Genomic DNA, 19,433 nt, shown 5'->3' with positions numbered 1-19,433 from the left:
AGGCGCGTCGCGGGACTCAGGCGTCCACCCCCAGCTGCCAGAGAATGAAAGCAAACTCCTCCGCGGTCTCGCGCAGCGATTCCCACCGGCCGGACTTGCCGCCATGGCCGGCTTCCATGTTGGTCTTGAGCAGCAGCAGATGGTCGTCCGTCTTGGTCGCGCGCAGCCTCGCCACCCATTTCGCGGGCTCCCAATAAGTCACGCGCGGATCATTCAGGCCGGCCGTCACCAGCATGGGCGGATAGACCTGCGGTTTCACATTGTCATAGGGCGAATAGCTGGCGATCAGGTCATAAGCAGCGGCGTCCTCGATGGGATTGCCCCATTCGGGCCATTCACCCGGCGTCAACGGCAGCGTTTCGTCCAGCATGGTGTTGAGCACGTCCACGAAGGGCACATGCGCGACGACGGCGCCCCACAGCTCGGGATCGCTGTTCACGATCGCGCCCATGAGCTCACCGCCCGCCGATCCGCCCGACGTCGCGATGCGCCCGGCTGACGTGTAGCCCTGTGCGATGAGGCCCTTTGCCACATCAACGAAATCGTTGAACGTGTTGGTGCGCTTTTCGAGCTTGCCGTCCTTGTACCATTGCTGGCCGAGATCATCGCCGCCGCGGATATGCGCGATGGCAAAGGCGAAGCCGCGATCGACGAGGCTCAGGCGCGTGGTTCCGAACCCCGGCTCGATGGCAATGCCATAAGCGCCATATCCGTAGAGATAGAGGGGGCGCGAGCCATCCATCGGGAAATCCCGGCGATGGAGGATGGAGACGGGGATCGACGTTCCATCGCGGGCCGGGATGAGCAGGCGGTCCGTCGCGTAGAGCGCGGGATCGAAGCCCGAGGGAATCTCCTGGACCTTCAGGATCTCGCGATGTCCGTCCGCCAGGTTGTAATCGAGGACCGTGTCCGGCGTGACCATGGACTCATAGCTGATGCGCAGCTTGGTGACATGATATTCCGGATTGTCATCGAGCCCGGCGACATAGCTCGCCTCGGGAAAGTCGATGCGGCGCGCGGCATGCGTCGCGTAGTCGCGGATCTCGATCTGGTCGAGGCCGTTCTCCCGGCCTTCCGTCACATAGAAATCGCGAAAGAGGCTGACGTCCGTCAGATAGAAATGGTCGGAAGGCGGCAGCACTTCTTCCCAGCGATCGGGCGCAGCGAGAGGCGCGCGCACCAGCCGGAAGTTGGGATGCGTGTCATTGGTGCGAATGTAGAGCCACTCCCCGTGCACATCGACATCATATTCCCGCTCCGGCACCCGCGCCGAGACGAGGACGGGCGCCGCCTGCGGGTCAGTTGCGGGCACAAGCCGAACCTCGCTCGTCACATGATCGCCAGTGGCGATGATGATCCAGTCCTCCGCCGCCGAAAGGCCGACCGAGACCCGAAAGCCCTCGTCCTTTTCGTGATAGAGAAGCACATCTTCCTGCGCGCCGGTGCCGAGGCGATGGAGCATCGCGCGATCCGTGCGCCACTGGGCATTGGCCGGCGCATAGACGAGGCCGCTGTCATCCTGCGTCCAGACCAGCGCGGACAGCACGTCCGGAATGACGTCCGGCAGGATCTCGCCGGTCGCAAGATCCTTGATGCGCACGGTGTACCGCTCGGCACCGCTGTCATCGACGGCATAAGCCAGCAGCCGGTCATCGTTGGAAATCGCCACGCCGCCCAGCCGGAAATAATCCTTGCCGGCGGCCATCGCCGGCTCATCCACGATCAGTTCGTCGGCTGAACCATCCTCGGGGGCGCCCACCCGGCGGCGCCAGTGCCGGCGATACTGCTCGCCGGTCTCGAAACTGCTCCAGTAGACATAGTCCCCATCCTTCTGCGGGACCGAGCGATCCTCTTCCTTGATGCGCGCCTTCATCTCCGCGAACAGCGCGTCGACCATCGGCTTCTTGGCGGCCATATGGCTCTCGAAATAGGCGTTCTCGGCCTTGAGATAGTCGAGCACCGCCGGGTCGGTGACGTCCGGATAGCCGGGATCGCGCAGCCATGCCCAGGGGTCCTCAAGGGTACGGCCGTGATGGATGGTCTGATGGGGGCGTTGCGCCGCGATCGGCGGGCGGGGAATGTCGTTCATGAAACGCAGATAGGCGTCCCGTCCCGCGGGCTCAATGGTGTTTGCCGGGGCCTGCGGCTGCGGTCGGTGCGGCGGGGCACACGACCGCCGCCGTTCAATAGAAGAATGTCAGCGCCAGGCAGGTGGTCAGGCCAACCACGAAATTCATGGGCAGGCCGATCCTGATGAAATCGGCGAAGCGATAGCCGCCCGCGGCATAGACCATCGTGTTGGTCTGGTAGCTGATCGGCGTCGCGAAGCTGGCTGAGGCCGCGAACATCACTGCGATGATGAGGGGTCTGGGATCCACGCCCAGCCCGGTCCCGAGCCCGATGACGAGAGGCGTCATGATGACGGCGACGGCATTGTTGCTGATCGCCTCGGTCAACAGGCTCGTGCAGGCATAGATGACGAACAGCAGCATGATGGGGCTGAGATCCCTCAGGAAAGGCGTGAGCTGTTCCACCAGCAGACGGATGCTCCCGGCCCGCTCAAGTGCTGTGCCGACGCACAACATGCCGTAGATCAGGACGAGGACATCGCCGTTGATCGAAGCCCAGGCTTCGTCGCCATCGATGCAGCGCGCGGCAAGAACGACCCCGACAGCCATCAATCCCGCGATCATGATGGGCACCAGCCCGAGCGCGGATAGCACGACGGCGGCAGCGAGCGCGCCGATGGCGACAGGCGCCTTGGTGGGCCGGAAAGCGACCCCTTCCGTTTCCTGGACCCCGATAAGATTGGGGTTCTCGCGCAGGGCGTTCATGGCTTCCGCTGAGCCGGTGACAAGCACGGTGTCGGCGGCGCGAATGCGGCTTTCCGTCAGGCTTGGCCCCGGATCGTGGCGATGCCGCGTGATTCCAAGCAGGCGGACAGGCTGTGCGCTGAGGAACGGAATATCCCGCATCAGCGCGCCGATGCTCGGATGCCCCGGCGCGATGATGGCCTCGACCACCACCGGCGCATCGGCGCGCGCGCCGCCGACGATCGAGAAGCCCAGCTCGATGTCCTTCTCGCTCCGCAAGGTCATCAGGTCGGCCAGCTTGGCGCGGATAGTGATGCGATCCCCCGCCATCAGGGGCCGATCGGGATCTTCCTCGCGCTGCCCGCCGCGATGGATCGCGATCACCCGCGCGCGCTTGAGGGCACCGATCTGGCCTGCGGACTTTCCGATCAGCGGACTGTCGCGCGGGACGCGCACTTCGCTCAGAAACATCCGGTCGCCATCGCTGTGATAGGGCGCCATCTCCCCGCCGGGGAGCAGGAACTGCCCCAGCACAAACAAGGCGAGCGTGCCGACCAGCGCGACCACGATGCCCACCGGCGTGATCTCGAAGATGCCGAAGGGCGCCATCCCGAGATCGCGTGCCACGCCATCGACCAGAAGATTGGTCGATGTTCCGACAAGGGTGAGCGTGCCGCTCAGCATGGCGAGATAGGAGAGCGGAATGAGCAGCTTCTTGGCCGAGACGTCGATGGCGGCGGCAAGGCGCAGCACGATCGGGATCATGATGACCACGACGGGCGTGTTGTTCATGAAGGCCGCTGCGGCAAACAGGCCCAGAATCAGTTCCACGATCGCCCTGATGGGATGCTGCCGCGCGCGCGCGACGATCCAGTTGCCGATCAGATCGAGCGTGCCGGTGCGCATCAGGGCCGCCGACAGCACGAACATCGATGCGATGGTGATCGGAGCGGGATTGGCGAAGGACTGCAGCAGTGAAGCGCTGTCCAGAAGGCCGGTGGCGAGGAAGGCGCAGACGCCCAGGACCACGATGACCGTGGGAGGATAACGTTCACGAATGAAGGCAGCGAACAGCCCGACAAGGATGACGATGCCGATCCACGGCTTGTAGGGCTCCAGGACGGCGAACAGGGCATCAGGAGTCATGGCCGTTCCGTCCCGCTGTTTCGATGAGGCATCTGCCGTTCAACCTGGCCCGTCATAATCGACCGTCACATCCTGTTTCGTCCCGGCGAGGCGCACCACCCGGCCCTGGCAAAGGACCGGGATGGCCGTGAGGCGCATCCAGCGCACATCGCCATCCGGGCGGCGGATACGGCAATCGGCCGTGAAGCCCCGCTGATGGTCAATCGCATGACGCCGCAGCCCTTCCATCGCGCGGCGCGAGTCGGGCAAATACAGCGAAACCGCGAATGGCCTGCGGATGGCCTCGTCCCTCGGCAGGCCGAAGAGATCGTGAACGGCCGGCGACCAGCACAGGCTGTCATCGCAGAGCCGGCAACTCCACAGGCCCACGGCCTCATCCTCCTGCCAGTGCCGCCCGGCCTGAACCGGCGCGCCCAGGGCGCGGGGCGGCAAGCGATGCGGGGCCTCGAAGAGAGGCCAGCTGTGCGTGAGCGGATGGGGCGGAGAACTGACTGCGGTCATTCGATGCTGGCCTAGGGCTAATCGACATTCAGCGCGGGCGGGCTGCAAACGGCGCTTTCCCGGGCTTGCGGTGCTCACGTACCTGAGTACGCCGCGCGCCGGGTCCCGGAAAACCAGCATTTTCGTCACGCCATCATCTGAAGGTCGATCAGCCCTAGCCTATTGATCAGCAGCTTAACAAGCGGTTAGGGCTCGTTGCCTGATAGGGCGCCCGCCCGACCCCCGAGTCTCGACAAGAAACGGCGTCGAATCGCGCTTTTCCGGGGACCGAATTGAAGACAGGATAGCTGCGATGTCCACTCATGAAGACCGGTTGAAAGCCCTGCGGGATCAACTCGCGCGACAGTCGCTCGATGGCTTCGTCGTGCCGCTCACAGACGAGTATCTCTCGGAATATGTCGGCGCCTATGCGCAGCGACTGGCCTGGCTGACTGGCTTCCTGGGTTCCGCGGGCAGCGCCGTCGTGCTGCCCGAGGATGCCGCCATCTTCGTCGATGGCCGCTATACGCTGCAAGTGCGCGACCAGGTCGATGGACGGCAATGGCAGTATCAGAGCGTGCCGCAGACCAGCATCGCGGCCTGGCTGGCCGAGCATGCGCCGGCTGGCGCACGCATCGGCTACGATCCCTGGCTCCATACGCGCCGCTGGGTGCAGGACGCCGGGAAGGCGCTGGCCAAGAAGGGCGCCACGCTGGTGCCGGTCTCTGCCAACCCCGTGGACGCTGTCTGGGATGACCAGCCCGAGCCCAGCAAGGCGCGCCTGATCGCGCAGGCAGATGCCTATACCGGCAAGAGCAGCGCCGCGAAGCGGGCCGAGGTGATCGACTGGATGAAGGACGAGGATGTCGACGCTACGGTGCTCACCGCGCTCGATTCCATCGCATGGACCTTCAATATCCGTGGCACCGATGTCGCGCGGACACCGGTCGCGCTCGCTTATGCCCTGGTACATGCGGACGGACGGGCAGAACTGTTCGTGGCGCCGGAGAAGATCGACGCCGATGTGCAGGCGCATCTCGGCAACGCGGTCACGCTGCGCGACAGGAGCGAATTCACCCAGGCGCTGATGGCATTGGGCGGCAGGACCGTCGCGGTGGACCCCGACCGGGCGGTTGCCGCCATCTTCGAGACGCTGGACAAGGCCGGTGCCAGCGTCCGCGCCGTGCGGGACCCCACGATCCTGCCGAAAGCGATCAAGAACGAGGTCGAGATCGCCGGGCAGAAGAAGGCCCAGGCGCTGGACGGCGCGGCGATGGCGAAATTCCTGCATTGGCTCTCGATCGAGGGGCCAACCGGGCAGCAGACGGAGATCAGCGCGTCCGACCAGCTCCAGCGCTATCGCGAGGAGATGGGCGCGGTCGACCTCAGCTTCGATACCATCTCGGGCTCCGGCCCCAATGGCGCGATCGTCCATTACAAGGCCAGCGAGGCGACCAATCGTCCGGTCGAGCCGGGCACGCTCTTTCTGGTCGATTCCGGCGGCCAGTATCGCGAAGGCACGACGGACATCACCCGCACCATGGCCATCGGCACGCCGACCGAGGAGATGCGGCACAACTTCACGCTGGTGCTCAAGGGGCACATCGCGCTGGCGAGCGTGAAGTTCCCGGCCGGCACGCGCGGCAACCAGCTCGACGTGCTGGCCCGCCAGTTCCTGTGGGCGGAAGGCCTCGATTATGCGCATGGCACCGGCCATGGCGTGGGCAGCTTCCTCTCGGTTCACGAAGGCCCCCAGCGCATCGGCACGTTCGGCGCAGGCACCGACGAGCCGATCCTTCCCGGCATGATCTTCTCCAACGAGCCCGGCTATTATGTCACCGGCGCCTACGGCATCCGCATCGAGAATCTCGTGCTGGTGGTGGATGCGGACATCCCCGGCGCGGAAAAGCCCTTCTACGGCTTTGAAACGCTGAGCCACACGCCGATCGACCGCAGCCTCATCGTCACCGAGATGCTGACACCCGCGGAACGGCAATGGGTCGACGATTATCACGCCCGCACGCTCGCGATCATCGGTCCGCAGCTCGAAGGAGAGGCGAAGGCCTGGCTGGAAAGGGCGTGCGCGCCGCTGTGATCGGTCGCCGGGAATGCCCGGCCGCGCAAAACCCGCGAGAGACCGTCAGGCGGATGGTGGCCGAGGGGCCATCATCCGGTCCAGCCAGACGAGCAGGAGACCGGCCAGCAGATAGGCGACCGCGATGACGAGCGCGTTCACGATGACATGCGGCCAGCCGAGGCTGGTCACGTCGATGAACGGATAGGCATAGCGCCCATCGCTTGTCGCCCGAACGAGCGCATAAGGGAAATAAGCCAGAGGGATGATCATCCAGACCAGCGGATGCATCCGGTTGAGCTTTCCCTTGGGCGCAAAGGCCAGCCAGTAAGCCGCGACAAGCAGCGGCATCACATAATGCAGGAGCGCATTCGCCAGCTGCCCCGCACCGACCAGATGCTCCGTGCGGCGCAGCATCAGGGTGTAGACGACGCCGATCAGGCCAGTGATCAGCGTGATGCCGCCAAGCGCGCCCGGCCGCGCCGCGCTGGCGCCTCGCAGCGCCACGGCCAGGAAGAGCAGCGCCGCGATGCTGTTTCCGATGATCGTGAAGAAGCCCGCCATGGTCCACAAAGCCGCCTGCGGCGACCCTGTCTTCGCGAGCGAGACGGTGAACTGTATCCACAGGCCGGACAGGGCGACGAGCGCCACCAGCATTGCGGCCAGCCGCGCTGTTGCAGGCCATCTCATCATGGCTGTTCCCTCTCCCTGCCCCGTTTCCGTTTCGTCGATCTGCCGTAGCCGGCCTATCGCTGGCAAGCCGCACAATAGAAGGTCGACCGGCCGGAATCGAGTCGTCGTCTCACGATGCCGCCGCAGACGCAGGCAAGGCCTTCCCGCCCATAGACGCGCCAGTCCTTCGCGAAATAGCCGAGCTCGCCATCCGGTCGCGCATAATCGCGCAGGGTGGAGCCGCCGGCCGCGATGGCTGCCTGGAGCACGTCGCGAATGGCGTCGACCAATCGTGCCAGGCGCGCCTTGCCAATGCGCCCGGCCGCCCGGGTCGGCGCGATGCCCGCCATGTTGAGCGCCTCGCACACATAGATGTTGCCGAGCCCCGCAACGATCCGCTGATCGAGCAGCATCGCCTTGATCGGCGCTGCGCGGCCCATCAAGGCCGCCGCCAGATAATCGGCATCGAAGGCCTCGCCGAGCGGTTCCGGCCCGAGCGCGACGAAGGCCGGGAAAGCCGCCAGGGCCGAGCGTTCTGTGAGCTGGACGAAGCCGAACCGGCGAGGATCGTGCAGGGCCAGCCGGTGCCGGGCGGTCGCGAGGAGGAGATGGTCATGCTTGCCGATCTCCAGCGGATCGATCCGCCAGCGGCCGGACATGCCGAGATGAAAGATCATCGTGTCACCCCGATCGGTATCGATCAGCCCATATTTGGCGCGGCGGCCGAGCGCGGTCACCCGGGCGCCGGTGAGCCGCTGGCGCAGATCCTCCGGGAAGGGAAACCGCATGTCCGCCCGGCGCGTTTCGACCTCGATGAGTTCCGCGTCCTGGAGCACGGCCCGCAGGCCGGCAACCGTTGTCTCGACTTCAGGCAGTTCGGGCATGACCGCTTCCTTACGCTCCGGAGCGGGGCAGCGCCAGCGACAGTCACGCAGCCATGCGGTCTCCTTTTGTGTATGTCTGGGGGCCGGGAGGCTTTAGGAAATACACCATGAGCACGGCTTTCAGAATGACGTTCGTTGCGCAGCCGGAGGACATCGATGTGATGGGGCACGTCAACAATGCCGTCTGGGTCCGGTGGATGGAGATTGTCGCGACACACCACTGGGAGGCCCTGGCGCCGATGGACGTGCAGCAGCGCGTCGCTTGGGTCGTGACCCGGCACGAGATCGATTATCGCGGCAATGTGCGGCAGGGCGGAACAGTCGAAGCCGTCACGCAAATCGACGGCCCGCCCCGCGGCGCGCGTTTTGACAGGGTGACGGAGTTCTTTGGCGCGGACGGGAAGCTTCGCGTGGCGGCCCGCACGACCTGGGCGATGATCGATCTGGCGTCCGGCCGGCTCATGCGCGTTCCGGCCGATCTCGCCGCGATCTTCCTCGCCTGACCCTTTGCCGCCCGATCAGCCCGGCGACTGCGTCGGCGCCGGTGTAGCGGAAGGCGCGGGCGTCTGGGCGGGCGGTTGCGAGGTCGGCGCGACCATGGGAGCGGCGCGTGGCTCGAGAATGGCAGCGGCCTCGATCACGTCGAGCGCGCGATGCGCTTCATTGTAGCGGCGAGCCTGCTCCAGCCATCGCGCCATCTCCGGCTGAGCGGGCAGCGCCTCGATTTCCATGATCGCGGCCTCCATCTGGCCGGATTCGACATTGAGGCGGGCCCTCTCGATCCGCTGCCGGGGCTGAGGGGACGGGTCTTCCGCATGACGGATGACGGCAAGCCCGCGGAGCTCACGCATCGTGACCGCCCACCAGCTCTCGCCGGGACTGCCGCGTTCGACAGCACCCCCGATCGCCTCGAGGCCGGCCCGCAATGCCGGCAGCGTGACCGGCTCCTCGGCGGCATTCACGATCGTCGCCACCGCCCGGGGCTGGGCATCCCCGAAGAGCAGACGCAACTGGCCCTCCACATAGCCCAAAGGCTTGCCCGCATCGAGCGCGCGTCGGGCCGCAAAAGCGACCATCATCGCTTCGGCCCGATTTGCATAGCCGGACGCAGCCTGCGCCGCGATCGTGATTCGCGCCAGCCGCTGATCCAGATCCAGGACGCGCGCGCTTTGCTGATCGGCCGTGAGCACTTCGCGCGGTGAACGGATGGCGCGCATGGCGGCGGTGATGTCGATCGCCGGGTCGCTGGGTGCAACGCCGGTCTGCGCGGCGCCTGGCGCGGCAGCAGCGGGCGGGCCGCTCGCCTCATCGCCAAAGCCCAGACCGCCACGCCAATGCACCATCACCCAGGCCATGGCTGCCAGCCCGCCGACAAATGCCAGCAACGTCAGTGCGATGACCAGCCGGGTCCGGCCAGGTTTCCGCGGCTCTGCGCTTGGGATGTTGCCGCTGCCGTCCGGTGGATTGCTTGCCATGCGTCCTGCCAGATCGCTCAAGAAGTGCCCATACATAGCGAGGTTGCGAGGCGCAGCAAGGCCGTATCGTCCGGAGCCGGGCTGACATGGACCTGTCGCCAGCCCCCGCCGCTGTCCTTCGCCGCCGCCTCGCTGATGGCGAGCAGGACATGGTTGCGGCAGGGCGGCGGCATCAGGGCATTGAGCCGCCGTCCCGCGCGCGGCGAATGCACGGCGATCACGCTGGGCGGCAACGTCGCGAGCAGCTTCGCGAAGGGGCGCATGTCGCGTGCCTCGCTGCAATAGACGACATGGCGGACGACATCGATCCCCATCGCATCGAACGGCCGGACATGGTCCCCGCACAGATGCAGAACCCGGCCATGCCCCGCCGCCCGGATGAGAGGGATTGTCGAGGCGGCATCGCCCTGGCCCGTGATGACGATCTGCCCGCCCGCGTCCCGCACGGCCTGCGCGCTCGCGTCACCGACAGTGAAGACGGGCAGGTCCGCGAACTGGCGCAGCACGGCCTCCCCATGACGCGCGCCATTGATGCTGGTGACCAGCAGCGCGTCGAAAGGCCCGTCCGGCAACGCGGTGGCCGGCGTGGGCGCAATCTCGAACAGGGGGATCTGTATGACGTCCATGCCAAGCGCCCGCGCGCGTTTGGCCGAGGCATCGTTGCCCGGCTGCGGGCGCAACAGCACGAGCGGGCGCTTCATGGATGGAAGAGCGCCCGCAGCGCGGGGCTGGCTTCGTCGAGCAGTTCCTTGCCGAGCGCCATGGCACCGGCCTCCGGAGCGTTCGCCGGCAGCATCGTCTCGCGGCTCACCTGTTCGGAGCCGTCCTCGCTCAGAATCTGCGCGCGCAGGCGGATCCTGCCGCCGTCGAGTTGCGCGAGTGCCGCGATGGGGCTGTGGCAGCTTCCGCCGAGCGCCAGCAGCAGCGCGCGCTCGGCACGCACGCAGGCCTCGGTGGCCGCATCGCCGATCGCCTGAAGCAGGCCGCGGGCCACGGCATCGTCCGCCCGGCATTCAATGCCGACCGCGCCTTGCGCCACAGCCGGCAGGAGCGTTTCCGGCGGAATCGTCGTCCCCACGTCGCCAAGGCCGAGCCGGTCGAGCCCCGCCGCGGCAAGCAGCGTGGCATCGATGTCGCCACTGTCCACCCGGGCAAGGCGCGTCGCCACATTGCCGCGCAGCAGGCTCGTGCGGAGATCCGGCCGCAACGCCTTCATCTGCGCCGCCCGGCGTGGCGAGCTCGTGCCGATCACCGCACCCTCGGGGATCGCCGCGATGGACGGGGCGCCGATGAGGCGATCCTGCGTGGCTGCCCGCGGCAGCATGGCGGCGATGGCGATCGTCTCCGGCCGGATCGTCTCCACATCCTTCATCGAGTGCACGGCGCAATCGATCTCGCCTTCCAGCAAGGCGCGATCCAGCTCCTTCGTCCACAGCGCCTTGCCGCCAAGCTCGGCGAGCGGCCTGTCCTGAATGCGGTCGCCGCTGGTGGAGACCGTCACGATGCGGATTGCTTCGCGCGGCCAGCCATGCGCGGCGATCAGGGCCGCGATGGTCAGCTCCGCCTGGGCGAGCGCCAGGGGCGAGCCGCGCGTACCAAGGCGGAAGGGCCGGTCGGGATCGGGGAAGAGGCTGGTCATAGCTGCGACCCTCTAGGGCTAATCGCCATTCAGCGCTAGCGGCCTGCAAATGGCGCTTTCCCGGGCTTCCGGTGCTCACGTACCTTGAGTACGCTGCGCGCCGGGTCCCGGAAAACCACCATTTTCGTCACGCCATCATCTGAACGTCGATCAGCCCTAGACCATTCGCCGGAACGGGGAGAGCCGCTTTTCGATGCCGTGCAGGATGGCGCCGCCCGTCCCCCGATGGAAATGCGGGCGCCCCGCACCCATGTTGGTTCCGGGACACGCAAGCGTTCAATTCAGACCGTGTGGGTTGCTCTCGCCGTTCGGGGCTCTACAGGAAAATACATGCCCATCATCCTTGGCCTGGAATCGAGCTGCGACGAGACGGCGGCGGCGCTGGTGGCCGACGACAGGACGATCATCGCGCACCGCCTTGCGGGGCAGGAAGCCGCGCACCGTCCTTATGGCGGCGTGGTGCCGGAAATCGCTGCGCGCGCGCATGTCGAGGCACTGATCCCGCTCGTCGAGGCGGCGCTGGCTGATGCCAGGATGAGCCTTGCCGATGTCGATGCCATTGCGGCCACCGCCGGCCCCGGCCTCATCGGCGGCGTCATGGTCGGGCTGGTGACCGGAAAGGCACTTGCCCACGCCGCCGGCAAGCCACTGATCGCGGTCAATCATCTGGAAGGCCATGCCCTTTCGCCCCGCCTCGCCGACCCCGCCTTGCGCTTTCCCTATCTCCTCCTTCTCGTTTCGGGCGGGCACTGCCAGCTTCTCGAAGTGCGCGGCGTGGGCGATTACCGCCGGCGCGCGACGACCATCGACGATGCCGCGGGAGAAGCTTTCGACAAGACCGCCAAGCTGCTCGGGCTCGGCATGCCGGGGGGACCGAAAGTGGAAGCACTCGCCGCGCAGGGCGATGCCGCGACCGTCCCACTCCCGCGCCCGCTGGTGGGCACCGCCGAGCCGCATTTCTCCTTCGCGGGGCTCAAGAGCGCCGTGATGCGCGCGGTGCAGAGCGGGCAATGGCGTGATACGGACATTGCCGCGAGTTTCCAGAAAGCTGTCGTCGACTGCCTCGTGGACCGGACCCGGCGCGCGCTGGCGGTCGCGGATGCGCCCACCGCGCTGGTCGTCGCCGGCGGCGTGGCGGCGAACCGGGCCGTGCGCAGCGGACTGGAGCAGCTGGCGAACGAGCATGGCCTGCCCTTCGTGGCGCCGCCCCTCTGGCTCTGCACGGACAATGCCGCGATGATCGCATGGGCCGGCGCCGAACGGTTCGCCCAAGGTGCGAACGATCCGCTGTCCTTCCCTGCCCGCCCCCGCTGGCCACTGGATCCGGCGGCGGAAGCCGTGCGCGGGGCCGGAGTGAAAGCATGAGCATGGAGGCACCCATCGGGGTGATCGGCGGCGGGGCCTGGGGCACGGCGCTTGCGCAGGTGCTGGCCGCGGGCGGCCGCCCGGTCACGCTCTGGGCACGCAACCGATCGGTGGTGGAGTCGATCAACGCGCTGCATGAAAATCCGGTCTATCTGCCGGGCCGTCCCCTGTCGGCGCTCGTCCGGGCGACGGACGATCCTGCCGCGCTGCACGGCGCGGCGGCATTGCTGGTGGTGACGCCCGCCCAGCATATGCGCGCGGTCCTCGCCGGTTTCGCGCCGCATGGGCAGCCGCTCATCCTGTGCGCCAAGGGTATTGAGGCGCATTCGCGCAAGTTCATGCACGAGGTCGCGCGCGAGGCCATGCCCGGCTCCCCGGTCGCCGTGCTGTCCGGCCCGACCTTCGCGCATGAAGTTGCGGCGGGCCTGCCGACGGCCGTCACGCTCGCCGCGGAAGACGAAGCGCTGGCCCGGACGCTGGCGGAGTGGATCGCCCAGCCGGCGTTCCGCCCCTATGTGACCGACGATGTGGCGGGGGCCGAGATCGGCGGCGCGGTCAAGAATGTGCTCGCCATCGCCTGCGGCGTGGTGGAGGGAGCGGCGCTCGGACAGAATGCCCGCGCCGCGCTGATCGCGCGTGGTTTTGCGGAAATGACGCGCTTCGGGCTCGCGTGTGGCGCGCGACTGGAGACGCTTGCGGGGCTTTCCGGTCTCGGCGATCTCGTGCTCACCTGCTCCTCGACGAGCTCGCGAAACTATACGCTCGGGAAGGAACTGGGCGAGGGGCGCAAGGCCCATGACTTGCTGGCGGATCGCCGCACGGTGGCGGAAGGGGCGTTCACGGCGCCGGTGCTGCTCGAGGCCGCCCGGCTTCGCGGCATCGACATGCCGATCACGGCAGCGGTTTGCGCCCTGATCGCCGGCACGCTCGACGTGGACGATGCCATCCGCACGCTTCTCTCACGCCCCTTGCGCGCGGAATAAGGGGAGGCGGAGACTTTGCGTCAGTGCCGAGTTCCCCTTATGAAAGCCATGCGCGCGTCTGCGGATGGCGTCGGGGAGCGCCTTTCATGAGCCAGAAGGCGGGGGATCCGGTCGAACGGACCGAGGGGGACGACATCGCGGCGCTCGCCAAGGGCGGGCGGGCCAATGTGTTCGGCTTCGTGCTGCGCCTCGCGGCGCGCGTGCCGTTCCTGTTCATTGCCGGCCGGCTCTACGGCGCGTCCGTGCTGGGCCGCTTCGCTTATGCGGTGCTCGTCATCGAGTTCGCCGCGCAGTTGGCGACCTTTGGCCTCAAGCGCGGGCTCGCCGAGCAACTGGCGAAGGATGCGCGGCCCCAGTCGCATGTGGTCGCGGACGCGCTCCTGCTGTGCCTCATCGGCAGTTGCGCGACGGCGGGGCTGCTCCTGATCTTTCCGGAAGCGATGTTCCCCAACAGCGGACTGAACGGGCTGGACCGGCTGCTGCCGCTCATCGTGATCGCCATTGCGATGACGGATATCGCGCTGGCGGGCTGCGCCTATCAGTTCAATATCGCAGCATCCGTCCGGGCCCGGTCCATCGTGGAGCCCTGGACGATCAGCATCGCGTCGCTGGGTTTCTATTTCTACTCGGCCCGGGACGGACTGATCCTGGCCTATGTCCTCGCCATGCTCGCGGCCTTCGCGACATCGCTCTGGCCGCTGCTGCGCCATTACGGCCTGCCGCGCGAGTGGCGGCCCCATCCGGGACGGCTCTGGCATCTCGCGATCCGCAACCTGCCGCTGGCCGCGGCCGATGCCATAGAATGGGGGAGCCGCAGGCTCGATCTGGCGATTCTGGGCCTGTTCGCCACGCCTTATGTCGTGGGCATCTATTATGTGGCGCAGCAGGTCGCGTCCCTGCCCCAGAAGCTCAAGACGAGCTTCGAGCCGATTCTGGGCCCGGTGATCACGCGCAACATCCGGCTGGGCAATCATGCGGCGATTGCCCGGCAGGTCAGTCAGGTCGGCTTCTGGATCGTCGCGGCGCAGCTGGGCGTGGCACTGGCGCTGGGCATTCCCGGCGAAGCGGTGATGGGACTGGTGGGCCCGACGTTCGTGGGCGGCGCGATTGCGCTCGCCTGCCTGCTGGCAGCCGAGGTGCTGGCCGCACCCGCGGTCGTGAGCGAAGCGGCGCTGGTCTATCTCGCCCGCATGCGCAATCTCACCATCTCCGTGCTCGCGATCGCCTTGCAGGCCGGGCTGACCGTCCTCCTGATCCTGGCCGCGAGACGCCTTGCCCTGCCGGACCTCTACATCGCGGCGATGCCGGCGCTGGCGCTGGCACTGGCACTGGCCTGCGGCGCGCTGGCCAAATCGTGGCTGCTCGGGCGCCTGTTGCACGAGCGGGTCCGCATCTGGCGCGCCAGTCTCGTGATCTGCGGACTCGTCGTGGCGATCGCCGGCATGAGCCTCACGCTGCTGCCCGCGCGCTTCGAGTGGATCGAGCTGGTGATCGGCATCCCGGCGATGCTGGGCGTCTACAGCCTGCTGATCTGGCGGTTCGCCTTCAAGGATGCCGATCGCACCTTGTTCCGCAAGAAGGCCTTGCAGGACCCGGCGAACGCCTGACCAGCGCACCGCGCCGGCCATGGCAGCCGGTGGCGACAGGCGAGTGGTCGCCCTGTCGCGCGCTGGAGAAATGGACGGCCGGGCGAGCCGGCGCCGTCCTTATTTGCGGGGTTCGGGAGCCACGGTCACCTTGACCTCCTCGCCGTTCCGACCGGGGAAGCCCGTGAACAGCGCGTCGATCAGGTTGGGCACGAGATAAGTGAGCTTGTTGCTCACCGATTGCGCGCGCGCCGTGCCTTCGAAAAGCGGCTCGCCATCGGCCGCGCGGTTGATCCGCATGTTCAGCCGGCTCTGGTAGACCAGATAGCTCTCGATGTCGTTGTAGCCCGGGCCCCAGAGGAAGGGATCATTCCAGCCCATCATGTAGCGCCCGCGCCAGCCGCGATAATAGCCCGGATAGAAGAACGGGTCGTAGAAGAAGGGATCGCGCCCGAAGCCGGTCGAGCGGATGCGCTGGGTGCCGCGATCGACATCATAATCGAGCTGGACCACGAGCTGCGCCGCGGCGGGATCCGTGGCACGCGTATAGCCCTGGTCGGTCAGTCTCTGCGCAACGAGATCGGCATAATGCTGGAACTCCAGGCTGCCGGCGAGCCGCTGGTCGGCCGGCTGGACAGTGAAGCTCTGGCCCTGCGCAGGCGGAAGCTGCTGGAAGCGCGCCACGTCTGCCTTGAAGGATGTCGAGCAGGCCGAAAGGCCGCCCAGCGCCAGCGCAGAGGCCGCGGCGATCAGGAGAGTGCGCTTGAAAGTCATGATCTTGTCCGTTTCTCGGGCGTCCGATGCCCTGTAGACGAAGTAGGGAGCACATTGCCTTGGTGCAAATGAACTCCACTTGAATGCGCGAATGATTTTCCGGTTGCAGCGGAGGGCCGTTGGAGACGCCGCCCCGATACCCGCAGGCCCCGGCGCGCGATCAGGCGGACCATCCGGTCGGCGTTCCAGCCCGGACCCGAAAATGCTTTCGATCGGACGGTCAGCGCATCAGGCCCATGGCTTCATAAGCGCCGCGCAGCGTCGGCTCCGCCGCGGCCGATGCCTTCTCCGCACCGCTGGCCAGAATGGCGTCGAGCGCGCCATAATCCGCCCTGAGCGCGGTATAACGCTGCCGGATCGGCGCCAGCTTCTCGATCAGCAGGTCCGCCAGCGCAGGCTTGAACGCGCCGAAGCCCTGCCCGGCAAACTGCGCGCAGACCGCGTCGGGCGTCGAGCCGATCATGGTGGCGTAGATTCCCACGAGATTGATCGCCTCCGGCCGGCCGGCCAGTCCGGCGGCGTCAGAAGGGAGAGGCTCGGGATCGGTCTTCGCCTTGCGCACCTTCTGGGCGATCATGTCATTGTCGTCGGTAAGATTGATCCGGCTCATGTCGCTGGGATCGGACTTGGACATCTTCGCCGAGCCGTCCCGCAAACTCATGATCCGCGCGGTTTCCTTCGGGATGATCGGATCGGGCAGCGTGAACAGCTCCACGCCGAAATCGGTGTTGAACTTGGTCGCCACGTCGCGGGTCAGCTCGAGATGCTGCTTCTGGTCCTCCCCGACAGGCACATGCGTCGCCTGGTAGAGCAGCACGTCGGCCGCCTGCAGCACCGGATAGACATACAGGCCCACGCTCGCGCCTTCGCGGTTCTTGCCCGCCTTGTCCTTGAACTGGGTCATGCGATTGAGCCAGCCGATCCGCGCCGTGCCACACAGAAGCCAGCACAGCTCGGCATGGGCCGGCACCCGGGCCTGATTGAACAGCACGGAGCGATCGGGATCGATGCCGCAAGCCACCAGCGCAGCCGTCATGTCCCGCACATTGGCGAGGCGCTGCTCGCGCGTCTCGTGCACGGTGATCGAGTGCATGTCCGCAAGGAAGAAAAAGCAGCGCGAATCACCGCTCATGCTGTCCTGCATGGCGACCCAGTTGCGGATCGCGCCGAGATAATTGCCGAGGTGGAGATTGCCGGTCGGCTGGATACCGGAGAGCACGCGCATGGATCGATCCGCTTTCTGCTATTGGTCTTAAAGTCTCGGTGAGCGGCGCAACTGCGCCTTGAGTTCGGCAATGCGATAGGCGCCAAGGCCGATGGACGCCAGCCCGTAGACGATCGCCCCCCCGCCGCAAAGCAGCGCCAGCGCGGCGATCCGCTCCCAGAAGGGTCCGGCCATGGACGCATCGAGCACGCGATTGCCGGCCAGCAGGGTTCCGCCCATCAGCAGCCCTGCGGCGAGAATGCGCAGGGCCTTGGCCCGGAAACGCGCATCGAGAGTCAGATGGTCCTCGCGCCGCAGTGCCGCATAGAGGAGGGCAACGTTCACCCAGGCGGAGACCGCCGTCGACAGCGCGATGCCGGTGGCGCCCAGCGGCCAGATGAGCGCAAGATTGCCGACGAGATTCACGAGCATGGCCATGAAGGCGATGCGCACCGGCGTGCGGGTGTTGCCCCGCGCATAGAAACCCGGGGTGAGCACCTTGATGAGCACATAGGCCGGCACACCGGGCGCAAAGGCGGCGAGCACCGCAGCGCATCCGAGCGTATCCTCCGCCGTGAACGCGCCATGCTGGAACACGCCGCGAATGAGCGGCACGGCAGAGACGAGCAAAGCGACGGCAGCGGGCAGGGCCAGGAACAGCGCCAGCTCCAGCGCGCGGTTCTGCGTATCGTTCGCAGCCTTGCCGTCGCCCGAGCCGATCTGGCGCGAGAGCATCGGGAGAATGGCCGTGCCGACGCCGATGCCGATAAGGCCCAGCGGAAGCTGGTTCAGCCGGTCCGCATAATAGATCCAGCTCACCGAGCCCTGCGGCAGGAAACGCGCGGCGAGCGAGGTAGAGACGAGCAGATTGAACTGGATGGCGCCCTGGCCGATGGCGGCGGGACCGATGATGGCGAGCAGCGCCTTCACGCGCGGCGACAGGCGCGGCAAAGTGAGCCGCAACACGACGCCGATCCTGCGGCACGACCAGACCAGCCAGAGCAGTTGCAGTGCTCCGGAGACGGTGACCGCAATGGCCTGGGTCATGGCCGTCTCGACTTCCGTATCGCCACGAAAGAACAGGATCGCCACGATCATGCAGATGTTGAGCAGCGCGGGGGCGGCCGCGTTCACCCAGAAGCGATCAAAGCTGTTGAGGATCCCGCCGAGCAGCGAAGCGAGCGATACGAGGCCCAGATAAGGAAATGTGATGATGGTGAGATGCCGGGCCAGCGCGAACTTCTCCGGCCCGCCGTCGGGAAATCCGCCGGTCATCGCCCATACAACCGGGCCGGCCGCCAGCATCATGATGATGGTGAGCACGACCAGCATGGGAAACAGGACGGAAAGCACTTGCCCCGCAAAGGCGATCGCCGCCCGGCGCCCGGCCTCGCTCTCTTCCCCGCCTTCCTGCGCGATGATGCGATTGAACATCGGCACGAAGGCGGCGGAAAAGGCGCCCTCGGCGAAAAGGGCGCGGAACAGGTTGGGCAGGCGCCAGGCGATCAGAAAGGCATCGGACGCAAAGCCCGCGCCGACATAGCGCGCCATCAGCATGTCGCGCACCATGCCGAGCACGCGGCTGACGAGCGTCAGGGCGCCGATGGTTCCCGTCGCGCGGAGCAGGCTCATCGGGTCATGGCGCCCGTCGCTTCAGCAGCAGGTGGTCAGGCGTTGCCGATCGGCATGCCTTCGCCGCCCGCAGCCATCTGCGCCTGCTGCTGCATGTAAAGCGCCCCGAAATCGATGGGATCGAGCAGCAGCGGCGGGAAACCGCCATCCTGCACGGCATCGGCCAGGATGCGGCGCGCGAAGGGGAAAAGCAGGCGCGGCGCCTCGGCATAGAGGAAGGGGCGCATCTGCTCCTCCGGCACGTTGCGCATGCCGAACAGGCCGGCAAAGACCAGCTCAACGGCAAAGGCCGTGCCGGCTTCGCCCGCGGCGGTGGCCGAAACCTTCAGCGCGACCTCGAACACGTCATCGGCAACCTTGTTGTTGCTGATGTTGAAATTCACGTCGATCTGCGGCTGCTCCTGCCACTGATAAACTGCCGGCGAATTCGGATTCTCGAAGGAAAGATCCTTCACATATTGTGCGATGAGGCCGATCTGCGGCTGATTGTCCGCGCCGTTTGCAGTGGTTTCGTCGGTCATGTCGTTCCTGTCCTTCAGGCTGTTGCCGGGCCACCGGCCACCATGCCGCTACCCATAGCTGAAAAGTCGCGGGGGTGGCGTTCCGGCTTTGTCCTCGCCCGGCCGTCCCAGTCGGCGGGCCGCTTAGCAGGCGGGCCGGGGCAGGGCAATCTCCCGCACGCGCCGGCCGCGTCCCCGCATGACAC

At 66.8% G+C, this 19,433-nt stretch carries 17 protein-coding genes; 5 read left to right on the top strand and 12 right to left on the bottom strand.

Going from position 1 to position 19,433, the window contains the following annotated elements:
* Positions 1-16: 16 nt before the first annotated feature.
* From SLG_RS00280 to SLG_RS00270, 3 genes are all read right to left on the bottom strand, one after another.
* Positions 17-2,089, bottom strand: a complete 2,073-nt coding sequence (locus SLG_RS00280; RefSeq protein ID WP_014074386.1) for a S9 family peptidase — start codon at positions 2,087-2,089, stop codon at positions 17-19.
* Between the two features lie 94 nt (positions 2,090-2,183).
* Positions 2,184-3,959 (bottom strand): SLC13 family permease, encoded by a 1,776-nt coding sequence (locus SLG_RS00275; protein WP_014074385.1) that lies wholly within the window; start codon positions 3,957-3,959, stop codon positions 2,184-2,186.
* 39 nt (positions 3,960-3,998) lie between these two features.
* Positions 3,999-4,460 carry a PAS domain-containing protein gene (locus tag SLG_RS00270; RefSeq protein ID WP_014074384.1) on the bottom strand — a complete coding sequence of 154 codons (462 nt, stop codon included), beginning with the start codon at positions 4,458-4,460 and terminating at the stop codon, positions 3,999-4,001.
* A 292-nt stretch (positions 4,461-4,752) separates the two neighbouring features.
* On the opposite strand from SLG_RS00270, the gene SLG_RS00265 reads away from it, so the two are divergent.
* A complete protein-coding gene (locus tag SLG_RS00265) occupies positions 4,753-6,534 on the top strand; it encodes an aminopeptidase P family protein (RefSeq protein ID WP_014074383.1) in 1,782 nt (593 codons plus the stop codon).
* 45 nt (positions 6,535-6,579) lie between these two features.
* Here SLG_RS00265 and SLG_RS00260 read toward each other — a convergent pair whose 3' ends face one another.
* Positions 6,580-7,206, bottom strand: coding sequence for a Pr6Pr family membrane protein (locus SLG_RS00260; RefSeq protein WP_014074382.1), 627 nt, complete (start codon positions 7,204-7,206; stop codon positions 6,580-6,582).
* Positions 7,207-7,259: 53 nt separating this feature from the next.
* On the bottom strand, positions 7,260-8,069 hold the full coding sequence (mutM, locus tag SLG_RS00255) for a bifunctional DNA-formamidopyrimidine glycosylase/DNA-(apurinic or apyrimidinic site) lyase (protein ID WP_014074381.1): 810 nt from the start codon (positions 8,067-8,069) through the stop codon (positions 7,260-7,262).
* Between the two features lie 107 nt (positions 8,070-8,176).
* On the opposite strand from mutM, the gene SLG_RS00250 reads away from it, so the two are divergent.
* Positions 8,177-8,572 (top strand): acyl-CoA thioesterase, encoded by a 396-nt coding sequence (locus SLG_RS00250; protein WP_014074380.1) that lies wholly within the window; start codon positions 8,177-8,179, stop codon positions 8,570-8,572.
* 15 nt (positions 8,573-8,587) lie between these two features.
* Here the strand turns inward: SLG_RS00250 and SLG_RS00245 are convergent, their stop codons facing one another.
* Genes SLG_RS00245 through hemC form a run of 3 tightly spaced genes read right to left on the bottom strand, consistent with a single transcriptional unit; the run spans position 8,588 to position 11,183 of the window.
* On the bottom strand, positions 8,588-9,544 hold the full coding sequence (locus SLG_RS00245) for a hypothetical protein (RefSeq protein ID WP_014074379.1): 957 nt from the start codon (positions 9,542-9,544) through the stop codon (positions 8,588-8,590).
* A gap of 17 nt (positions 9,545-9,561) precedes the next feature.
* A complete protein-coding gene (locus tag SLG_RS00240; protein ID WP_014074378.1) occupies positions 9,562-10,245 on the bottom strand; it encodes a uroporphyrinogen-III synthase in 684 nt (227 codons plus the stop codon).
* Positions 10,242-11,183, bottom strand: coding sequence for a hydroxymethylbilane synthase (gene hemC, locus SLG_RS00235; protein WP_014074377.1), 942 nt, complete (start codon positions 11,181-11,183; stop codon positions 10,242-10,244). The genes SLG_RS00240 and hemC overlap by 4 nt, the downstream gene beginning before the upstream one ends.
* 330 nt (positions 11,184-11,513) lie before the next feature.
* Between hemC and tsaD the strand changes: the two genes are divergently transcribed.
* From tsaD to SLG_RS00220, 3 genes are all read left to right on the top strand, one after another.
* Positions 11,514-12,548 carry a tRNA (adenosine(37)-N6)-threonylcarbamoyltransferase complex transferase subunit TsaD gene (gene tsaD, locus SLG_RS00230; RefSeq protein WP_014074376.1) on the top strand — a complete coding sequence of 345 codons (1,035 nt, stop codon included), beginning with the start codon at positions 11,514-11,516 and terminating at the stop codon, positions 12,546-12,548.
* Positions 12,545-13,531 (top strand): NAD(P)H-dependent glycerol-3-phosphate dehydrogenase, encoded by a 987-nt coding sequence (locus SLG_RS00225; RefSeq protein ID WP_014074375.1) that lies wholly within the window; start codon positions 12,545-12,547, stop codon positions 13,529-13,531. Before tsaD ends, SLG_RS00225 begins: the two co-directional genes overlap by 4 nt.
* An 86-nt stretch (positions 13,532-13,617) precedes the next feature.
* Complete coding sequence (locus tag SLG_RS00220) at positions 13,618-15,138, top strand: lipopolysaccharide biosynthesis protein (RefSeq protein WP_014074374.1); 1,521 nt, start codon at positions 13,618-13,620, stop codon at positions 15,136-15,138.
* 99 nt (positions 15,139-15,237) lie between these two features.
* On the opposite strand, the gene SLG_RS00215 is transcribed toward SLG_RS00220, so the two are convergent.
* The 4 genes from SLG_RS00215 to secB form a co-directional block, all read right to left on the bottom strand.
* Positions 15,238-15,891 carry a DUF4136 domain-containing protein gene (locus SLG_RS00215; protein WP_014074373.1) on the bottom strand — a complete coding sequence of 218 codons (654 nt, stop codon included), beginning with the start codon at positions 15,889-15,891 and terminating at the stop codon, positions 15,238-15,240.
* A gap of 220 nt (positions 15,892-16,111) precedes the next feature.
* Positions 16,112-17,116: a tryptophan--tRNA ligase gene (trpS, locus tag SLG_RS00210; protein ID WP_014074372.1), complete on the bottom strand. Its 1,005-nt coding sequence runs from the start codon at positions 17,114-17,116 to the stop codon at positions 16,112-16,114.
* A gap of 27 nt (positions 17,117-17,143) precedes the next feature.
* Positions 17,144-18,727: a murein biosynthesis integral membrane protein MurJ gene (gene murJ, locus SLG_RS00205; protein ID WP_014074371.1), complete on the bottom strand. Its 1,584-nt coding sequence runs from the start codon at positions 18,725-18,727 to the stop codon at positions 17,144-17,146.
* A 35-nt stretch (positions 18,728-18,762) separates the two neighbouring features.
* A complete protein-coding gene (secB, locus tag SLG_RS00200) occupies positions 18,763-19,248 on the bottom strand; it encodes a protein-export chaperone SecB (protein ID WP_014074370.1) in 486 nt (161 codons plus the stop codon).
* Positions 19,249-19,433: the final 185 nt, after the last annotated feature.

It is taken from the genome of Sphingobium sp. SYK-6, assembly GCF_000283515.1.
GTDB lineage: Bacteria > Pseudomonadota > Alphaproteobacteria > Sphingomonadales > Sphingomonadaceae > Sphingobium > Sphingobium lignivorans.
This window is presented reverse-complemented; position numbering and strand designations above follow the sequence as displayed.

Coding starts and splice junctions, on each gene's coding strand:
- hemC (WP_014074377.1), bottom strand. CDS start 11,183: ATGACCAGCCTCTTCCCCGATCCCGACCGGCCCTTCCGCCTTGGTACG.
- SLG_RS00275 (WP_014074385.1), bottom strand. CDS start 3,959: ATGACTCCTGATGCCCTGTTCGCCGTCCTGGAGCCCTACAAGCCGTGG.
- SLG_RS00215 (WP_014074373.1), bottom strand. CDS start 15,891: ATGACTTTCAAGCGCACTCTCCTGATCGCCGCGGCCTCTGCGCTGGCG.
- murJ (WP_014074371.1), bottom strand. CDS start 18,727: ATGAGCCTGCTCCGCGCGACGGGAACCATCGGCGCCCTGACGCTCGTC.
- SLG_RS00270 (WP_014074384.1), bottom strand. CDS start 4,460: ATGACCGCAGTCAGTTCTCCGCCCCATCCGCTCACGCACAGCTGGCCT.
- SLG_RS00260 (WP_014074382.1), bottom strand. CDS start 7,206: ATGATGAGATGGCCTGCAACAGCGCGGCTGGCCGCAATGCTGGTGGCG.
- SLG_RS00250 (WP_014074380.1), top strand. CDS start 8,177: ATGAGCACGGCTTTCAGAATGACGTTCGTTGCGCAGCCGGAGGACATC.
- SLG_RS00245 (WP_014074379.1), bottom strand. CDS start 9,544: ATGGCAAGCAATCCACCGGACGGCAGCGGCAACATCCCAAGCGCAGAG.
- mutM (WP_014074381.1), bottom strand. CDS start 8,069: ATGCCCGAACTGCCTGAAGTCGAGACAACGGTTGCCGGCCTGCGGGCC.
- secB (WP_014074370.1), bottom strand. CDS start 19,248: ATGACCGACGAAACCACTGCAAACGGCGCGGACAATCAGCCGCAGATC.
- SLG_RS00240 (WP_014074378.1), bottom strand. CDS start 10,245: ATGAAGCGCCCGCTCGTGCTGTTGCGCCCGCAGCCGGGCAACGATGCC.
- tsaD (WP_014074376.1), top strand. CDS start 11,514: ATGCCCATCATCCTTGGCCTGGAATCGAGCTGCGACGAGACGGCGGCG.
- SLG_RS00265 (WP_014074383.1), top strand. CDS start 4,753: ATGTCCACTCATGAAGACCGGTTGAAAGCCCTGCGGGATCAACTCGCG.
- SLG_RS00280 (WP_014074386.1), bottom strand. CDS start 2,089: ATGAACGACATTCCCCGCCCGCCGATCGCGGCGCAACGCCCCCATCAG.
- SLG_RS00220 (WP_014074374.1), top strand. CDS start 13,618: ATGAGCCAGAAGGCGGGGGATCCGGTCGAACGGACCGAGGGGGACGAC.
- SLG_RS00225 (WP_014074375.1), top strand. CDS start 12,545: ATGAGCATGGAGGCACCCATCGGGGTGATCGGCGGCGGGGCCTGGGGC.
- trpS (WP_014074372.1), bottom strand. CDS start 17,116: ATGCGCGTGCTCTCCGGTATCCAGCCGACCGGCAATCTCCACCTCGGC.